Annotated in this window: 9 protein-coding genes and 1 pseudogene; 7 read left to right on the top strand and 3 right to left on the bottom strand. The window is 43.4% G+C overall.

The window, feature by feature from the left end; translation table 11 throughout:
- The 3 genes from F6K38_RS32260 to F6K38_RS32250 form a co-directional block, all read left to right on the top strand.
- Nucleotides 1-1,028, top strand: a 1,028-nt coding sequence (locus F6K38_RS32260) for an agmatine deiminase family protein (protein WP_287359165.1), incomplete at its 5' end; no start/stop codon positions are given.
- 229 nt (nt 1,029-1,257) lie between these two features.
- The gene (locus F6K38_RS32255; protein WP_287359163.1) at nt 1,258-1,752 is read left to right on the top strand and encodes a tellurite resistance TerB family protein; all 495 of its coding nucleotides are present in this window, start codon (nt 1,258-1,260) and stop codon (nt 1,750-1,752) included.
- A 110-nt stretch (nt 1,753-1,862) separates the two neighbouring features.
- Nucleotides 1,863-2,714 (top strand): tRNA-dependent cyclodipeptide synthase, encoded by an 852-nt coding sequence (locus F6K38_RS32250; protein WP_071106673.1) that lies wholly within the window; start codon nt 1,863-1,865, stop codon nt 2,712-2,714.
- Nucleotides 2,715-2,889: 175 nt separating this feature from the next.
- On the opposite strand, the gene F6K38_RS32245 is transcribed toward F6K38_RS32250, so the two are convergent.
- The 3 genes and pseudogenes from F6K38_RS32245 to F6K38_RS44510 form a co-directional block, all read right to left on the bottom strand.
- Nucleotides 2,890-3,051: a hypothetical protein gene (locus F6K38_RS32245; protein ID WP_229420232.1), complete on the bottom strand. Its 162-nt coding sequence runs from the start codon at nt 3,049-3,051 to the stop codon at nt 2,890-2,892.
- Nucleotides 3,052-3,200: 149 nt separating this feature from the next.
- Nucleotides 3,201-4,001 (bottom strand): Uma2 family endonuclease, encoded by an 801-nt coding sequence (locus F6K38_RS32240; RefSeq protein WP_502708061.1) that lies wholly within the window; start codon nt 3,999-4,001, stop codon nt 3,201-3,203.
- Nucleotides 3,977-4,048, bottom strand: a pseudogene (locus F6K38_RS44510) (hypothetical protein); the annotation flags it as partial. The gene F6K38_RS32240 and the pseudogene F6K38_RS44510, both read right to left, overlap by 25 nt.
- 48 nt (nt 4,049-4,096) lie before the next feature.
- On the opposite strand from F6K38_RS44510, the gene F6K38_RS32235 reads away from it, so the two are divergent.
- From F6K38_RS32235 to F6K38_RS32220, 4 genes are all read left to right on the top strand, one after another.
- Nucleotides 4,097-4,279 carry a hypothetical protein gene (locus F6K38_RS32235; protein ID WP_287359161.1) on the top strand — a complete coding sequence of 61 codons (183 nt, stop codon included), beginning with the start codon at nt 4,097-4,099 and terminating at the stop codon, nt 4,277-4,279.
- Between the two features lie 23 nt (nt 4,280-4,302).
- The gene (locus tag F6K38_RS32230) at nt 4,303-4,887 is read left to right on the top strand and encodes a hypothetical protein (protein WP_287359158.1); all 585 of its coding nucleotides are present in this window, start codon (nt 4,303-4,305) and stop codon (nt 4,885-4,887) included.
- Nucleotides 4,888-4,931: 44 nt separating this feature from the next.
- Nucleotides 4,932-5,531: an NACHT domain-containing protein gene (locus tag F6K38_RS32225; RefSeq protein WP_287359156.1), complete on the top strand. Its 600-nt coding sequence runs from the start codon at nt 4,932-4,934 to the stop codon at nt 5,529-5,531.
- The coding region (locus F6K38_RS32220) for an NACHT domain-containing protein (protein WP_287359153.1) at nt 5,474-7,005 on the top strand (1,532 nt) is incomplete at its 3' end. The genes F6K38_RS32225 and F6K38_RS32220, both read left to right, overlap by 58 nt.

Below are 7,005 nucleotides of genomic sequence, written 5' to 3'. Positions count from 1 at the left end.
ATAGCAGCAGTGGAGTTACGTTATTACAGCAGACAACACCCCTTGAGGATGGCTTTTTCTTTCCAGCGGAATGGCAGCCCCATGAATTCACGATCATGGTGTTTCCTCCAGCTCAGAATTGGAAAGGGTATGGTCTGAAGAAGGCAAGGCGGGAATGGGCAGCAGTGGCGAATGCTGTCAATGAGTTTGAACCCGTTTCGATGGTTGTTCATCCTCAAGACAAGGGTGTGGCTAAGGGCTTGTTGAGTTCAGATATCGAACTGATTGAATTTCCCGTAAACGATGGCTGGGCAAGGGATTCCGGTCCAATGTTTTTGGTGAACGGCAAGGGTTCACGTCGGGTAGCTGGGTTTACTTTCAACGGTTGGGGCGGTAAGTTTCCCCCCTATCAGGACGATGCTTTACTTAAGGCGCGATTATCTCACTATCTTGATACTACCATGTACTCATCCTCTCTAGTGGTGGAGGGGGGTGGTGTGACATTAGATGGTGAAGGCACTATTATCACCACTGAGGAATGTTTACTGAACCCTAATCGCAACCCCACCATGAGTAAGTCTCAAGTTGAGAGAGTGTTGAAGCACTATCTCGGGGCTGAAAGGGTGGTTTGGCTAGGTCGTGGTATCGTACCTGATCCGGTGACAGATGGACATGTGGATGGCATTTGCGCATTTGCCGCACCTGGATTGGTCTTACTCCATAGCACTGATGATAGGAATGATCCAAATTACAAGATTTGTCGGGATGCTAAGCATCGATTACAACAAAGTACTGATGCTCGTGGACGTAAGTTTGAGATTGTTGAGATTCCTCTTGGCTTAGATATTGCTCACATGAATTTTTACATTGCTAATGGTGCGGTAATCGTTCCGATTGCTGGTGACTCCAGCCAAGATGATGCTCCCCTTGCTATTCTGCGTGAGGTTTTCCCTGGGCGGAAGGTTGTTGGTGTAAATAGTCTGATTCTGGCTGAAGGTGGAGGAGGAATTCATTGTATTACCCAACAGGTACCTGTGGCTAATAGCTAAAATAATTTAAGCAAAATTTAACAAACAGTCTATGATTTTAGTACAGTTTTATATTATAAATTATTAGATAGTTTTCTTGATAATCTTCTCAAACTACAGGTTATTAACCTCAAAGCATTGAGTTTTATAAACTTTACAAACAGGGGGTTTTCACCATTATCCCATCAATTTATCTTGTGGTAGAATAAATTTGCTCAAAACACCTAAATCAAAAACAGAGAGGAAAACTATGACAAGTGGAAAAAGTCTCCAGCCGACCCCATATGGTAATAAGAGATATAACATTACTAAACCAATTGATTTTGAGGTAGCCATGAATTACGGCGGTACTTTAATGGCAATTGCTGGAGCGGATGGGGAATTGGCAGAAGCAGAATTACAGTGGTATATTGATGAACAGGAAATGTTGCTAGTCGAATCTGAAGAAAAAAAAGAATACATTGAAGCGCTCCGCCAATTCGATTGGAAAAATGCTAAAGTTGAGGAGCTATTGAGTAGTCTCAAGTATGACTTTCCTCTGAATTTTCGTCGAACCCTTTTGTACCAAGGGATCAAGATGTGTCGAGCCGATGGTAATTACCATGACAAAGAAAAAGCATCTGTGGCTAAAGCGGCAGAAATTTTAGGGATTGAACGCAGCGTGGCGGTTAGCCTGGAGTCCCTGGCCGAACTGGAAGATTCAGCGGAGCGATTGCGCCTTGCATTGTTTGAAACCGACGTTTAATTCGGGTGTAAGCATTCAGCCGTAAGCTGTCAGCCGTAAGCTGACAGCTGACCAGATTGCCGCCAAGAACATCTAAAAGAATGAGTAGCCACAGGGACGAAGAAACGATCATGGAAAATTTTGACTGGAATCAGCTTTCACTAGAGCAATTGAAGTTGCTTCAATCGAAAATAAGCAAAGCGATCGATCTTAAGAGACGCGACTTAAAGTTGACCCAATCTACTGCCAATATCACCCAAGTTTATGAGTACAAGGTAAGTTTGGCTAAGGTCTCTCCTGCTCGCCTACGTAGCTCCCTGTCTGATTATCAAAAGTGTGTTTTCATGATCAGTCTGGGAAGTAAAAACTTTGTTTATAGTGAGCGAATCGAAGCCTTGATAAAATGGATTAGCGAACAATTCAAAGCTTGCCTAGTATTAGTTGGGGACAGTTTATATCGACTGACAATCGAAGTTAGACAGGGACTTAAAGGGGATGAAGCTTGGCTGGAGGCAATTCGCACTGGAGAGACCTTTATTAATCAAAACCGTTTCTTGTTCCAGCAATACTCTGGAAGTTGTCAATTCCAGTTCCAGATGGCTTCCCAAATAGAGAAGCAATCAGAATTTGAGATGTATTACAAAGACTTTCAGGGTCTTTATCAACAGGATGAATCTTTTCAAAAGATGGTCAACTCCTTTGCCCAAACCTATCTTAATCGGGGGGAACAGTCAGAAGAAGAGGAAGTAGAGCAGCTTCTCCAAAGGCAAAAGCACCTGGCGATCACCTACCTGCTGGAAGAGTCAGCTGTGTTTACCTGCCTTGCTAAAGAAGGATGGCCAGTTTTTGTTTATCCTGGGTCAATTAAAACTTTTGAAGAAATTGCGGAAGGGTTGCACCCAGAGGTTCCTTTACCTCTCAAGCAAATGATCTGGGTCAGCCTGCGTCTTAAAAGGAAGGCTACTGCTGGAGAAAGCATCTAAGGGCTTTGAGGTCAATGGTGGTTGCAGAATCGGGAATCGGGAATCGGGAATCGGGAATCGGGAACAGGGAACAGGTAAAAAATCCTGTGTACCTCATAGGTATGGAAAACGCGATAAGACAACAAGAGGTATTTGAAATTATGACTCCTGACTCGAAGTTGCTGACTTCAGCCTTTCAAAAGAAGCCATGGAATTCACCAGCCTCAAATCTTTTTCTCAATTCCTGGCGCTGAATTTTGCCGATCCCTGTTTTCGGAATCGTCTCTTTGGGAACGGGAATCAGGTAATCTGGATTTAACCCAATCGTGTTCACAACGGTTTTCCGAATTTTCGCCATGCACTGCGTTTAAGGAATTATCGTCAGTATCAGTAGCACTGAAAAAGATTGCCAATCTATCAGTATTGTCCCCAATTATCCGAACATAATCTAACCCACCACCGGGTCAAACAGCTTTAATGAGATACACCCACCAACTCAGACAGGGGTTAAATTTCATCGGGATTAATACCCATCTGTCGTAACCGTTCTGCTAATTGTTCAGCTCGTTGTTGAGCCAGTTCAGCTCGTTGGTGTTCCTGTTCAGCTCGTTGTTGAGCCAGTTCCTTCTCTTGACGTTCCTGTTCAGCTCGTTGTTGAGCCAGTTCAGCTCGTTGCCGTTCCTGTTCAGCTCGAAGACGTTCAAGTTCAGCGTCAGTGGGAATCCAATTCCCCTGTTGATCATACCAACGTAGCCACAACCGATTCAATCCCCGATATTCCCCAAACCATAGTCCTAAACCCAATTGCAACTCAGGCATCCAAAATTGGGAATTGTCTAATGTTTGTGGTTGATAGCTGCCCTCATCTAAGTGAAAGATTTGTAATTCGTTACTGACTCGGTCAAAGGTGACATAGTAGGGAATAGCTAAAATTTGCTCGTACACTTCCCATTTGGTCGGTGGTTCTCCCGTTCGTTCACTGTAACCAAGGTCTTGATCTTTGGTACTAGCAGAGAGCAATTCTATGGCCACAATTGGTCTGACCTCTTCTTGCCAGATCACATAACTCATTCTGAGCTCTCGTTCCTGGTAGAATCGGGAAATCCCCACTACAGCAAACCAATCCGGTCGTTTGTACCAAGCGGTATGGTTGGGGTCATAATATAAATTTAAGTCACTGGCCACAAAAACGCGATCGCTCTCATAATTGGGAGGGCGAAAGGTCTCACTACACAGTTGTGGTTGCCAAAGATGAAATTCGTCAGGCAAACCCGGCTCCTCGGGATCTTCACTGGGTAAATCATACATGGTGGGCAGGGTTTCTTTGGCCGGATGAGGGAGAATAACCTGCTCAAATAAGGGTTTGGCAACAGACATGAGATTACCTCAATTTTTTCCGACTCATGATTTTGATTTTAGCAACTGTCGGTAAGCATTTAGCCGTCAGCTGTCAGCTGTCAGCCATCAGCTGTGCTCCCTGTTCCCAGATCCGCTGTTCCCAGATCCGCTGTTCCCTACTCCCTACTCCCTACTCCCTACTCCCTACTCCCTACTCCCTTTTCCCTTTGCTCTATACTAATAGATAAACTAAAAAACAAATACCAATATCATGCTGGATTGGTTAGCAGTTTGGGGAATTTCTAGTGCCGGTGGCTATCTCGCCAAAGAAGTAATCGGTCCCTTGGCCAAAGAAGCTCTAGAAGACTACACCAAAGACTTTTTCAAAGAATCCATCAAAGACTATACTGGACTATCCGATCAAACTACCCAGAAAAAACTCTTCGGTAAAGCCTTAAAAGAATTTGTAGCCTTAGTTGAAAAGGAATTGGAAGATGCTGACCTATCCAAGCAAGAATTGAAACAGTATACTAAACCCCTCAAGCAGTATATTAAAAACAAATCCATTAAAGCTATCCTGGGAAGTGCCTTTAGATATGGCTGTCAACAAATAGATACTGAGACATTAGCCAACACCTGGTTTGAGCTTAAGTTATTACCATTACCGGAAGAATTTCGTTGGAAGTATATTGCTAGACAGTATCTCAAGCAAGTACAAACTATCATCCGAGAATCCGATCAGTTACGGCCTATCCGAGATTCCCAAACGTTGGATGCGATTAGCCCGAAGGGCTACGCTACGCGATCGCAGAAAACACTAAAGCTACCGCAGGCATTATCCCAGACTTTGACTTAAGCACCTATCAAGAAGCACTCCTAGAGCGCTACGGTAATCTGGGCTTGGATAGTTTAGATACCAGTGGCTATGCCTATAACGAACTAAAACTCTGGACGATATTTATCCCCCAAAATGTGCGAGAGATTCATGACCTGATGCCGTCAGCTATTCATGAACTTCCTAAAGATTATTATAGACAACTAGGAGACAGTGGTCAACTAGACATAGCAATTGATATAGAGGAGTTTAAACGAGCTAAAGACGCTTATCATCAACAGCCAATTAAATCTGTATTGGCTGTTATTAATGACTCTCAAGGCTATCCCTATTTGGTGGTTTTAGGAGACCCAGGATCCGGTAAATCTACCTTGCTGCAATATTTAGCATTAAATTGGGCAAGAACGGATCTGACTACTGCCCTTTCTCTACCAATTCCCTTACTGATTGAATTACGCACCTATATCCGCAATCGCGATAGTGGACAGTGTAATAACTTCTTGGAATTCTGCCATCAAAGCAGTGGAGCGATATGTCATCTCAATCAACATCAACTGCATCACCAGTTAAAGGCTGGTAAAGCTTTAGTGATGTTTGTTCGCGTAGCGTGGCCAACGGCCATGGCTTGGATGAAGTCTTTGAGCCAGGGAAACGAGAAGATCTGATTACAGATATTCATCGCTTTACCAATACCTATCCTAAGGTAAGAGTAATTGTTACATCTCGCGTCATTGGTTATAAACCCCAACGGCTACGGAATTCTGAATTTCGTCATGTTATGCTCCAAGAATTGGAGTCGGAACAAATTCAAACCTTTATCCACCACTGGCATGAGTTAACTTTTACTAATCAAGCCGATAAAGTTAGGAAACGGGAGCGCTTACAAAAAGCAATTGAGACATCCTCCCCGATTCGACAACTGGCGCAAAATCCCCTATTATTAACTATGATGGCAATCCTGAACCGCAATCAAGAATTGCCTCGTGACCGCTCTGAACTCTACAACCAAGCTTCTCGGTTACTGCTCCATCAATGGGATGTGGAGCGAGCATTACTAGAAGATAATCGTCTTGATCCGAAGACGATTGATTATAAAGATAAGCAACAGATGCTGGGAAAAGTGGCATATTTCATGCAGGGAAATCAAGCAGGGTTAGCGGGAAATCTGATTAGTGGAGAGGATTTAGAAAGGATTATCAAAGATGAGCTGAAATTACGGGAGGTTACTAATCCCAGAGCCGTTGCTAAGGTAATGATTAATCAGTTGCGCACCCGCAATTTTATCTTGTGTTTCATGGGAGCCGATTACTACGCCTTTGTGCATCGGACATTTTTGGAATATTTCTGTGCTTGGGAATTTGTCAGTAAATTTGAAAAAAAACAGGAAATTTCCCTAGAACATTTGAAAAACGAGGTATTTGGTAAACACTGGCAGGATGAATCTTGGCATGAAGTGATCAAGTTGATTGTGGGCATGATTGATTCCAAGAAAGGTGGAGAGATTATTGAGTATTTGATGGCAAAAGATGGAGAAGGGGATAAGTTTCATAATTTATTTCTGGCAGGGGATTGTTTGTCTGAAGTCAGGAATCGGTATGATATTAAATCAACGGATACTGAATTACTGAATTGCTTCAAAGACTTAATTCACTATGATCTAAATTATGATTATAAAAAGTATGAATATCAGGGATTCTTAGTCCGTTATATACGCACTACAGCTGTTGTAGGAGTAGCCACCCATTGGCAAGACCATCGAGATACCTTACCCCTACTTCAAGTATCGGCTCGCTCCGATACTGATTCGGATGTGCGAGGTACAGCAATTTACCAGTTAGCTCAATGTTACCAAGACCATCGAGATACTTTACCCCTACTTCAAGTATCGGCTTGCTCTGATCAGCATTGGTGGGTGCGAGGTATTGCAATTGAACAATTAGCTCAAGGTTACCAAGACCACCCAGATACCTTACCCCTACTTCAAGAATCCGCTCGCTCTGATCAGATTTCGTGGGTGCGACGTACAGCACTTGAACAGTTAGCTCAAGCTTACCAAGACCACCGAGATACCTTAGCCCTACTTCAACAATCCGCTCGCTCTGATAAAAATTCGTCGGTGCGACTTACAGCAATTGAACA

Source organism: Moorena sp. SIO3B2 (genome assembly GCF_010692525.1).
GTDB lineage: Bacteria > Cyanobacteriota > Cyanobacteriia > Cyanobacteriales > Coleofasciculaceae > Moorena > Moorena producens.
Note: the sequence above shows the minus strand (reverse complement) of the source record. Positions and strands in the feature narration are given on the sequence as shown.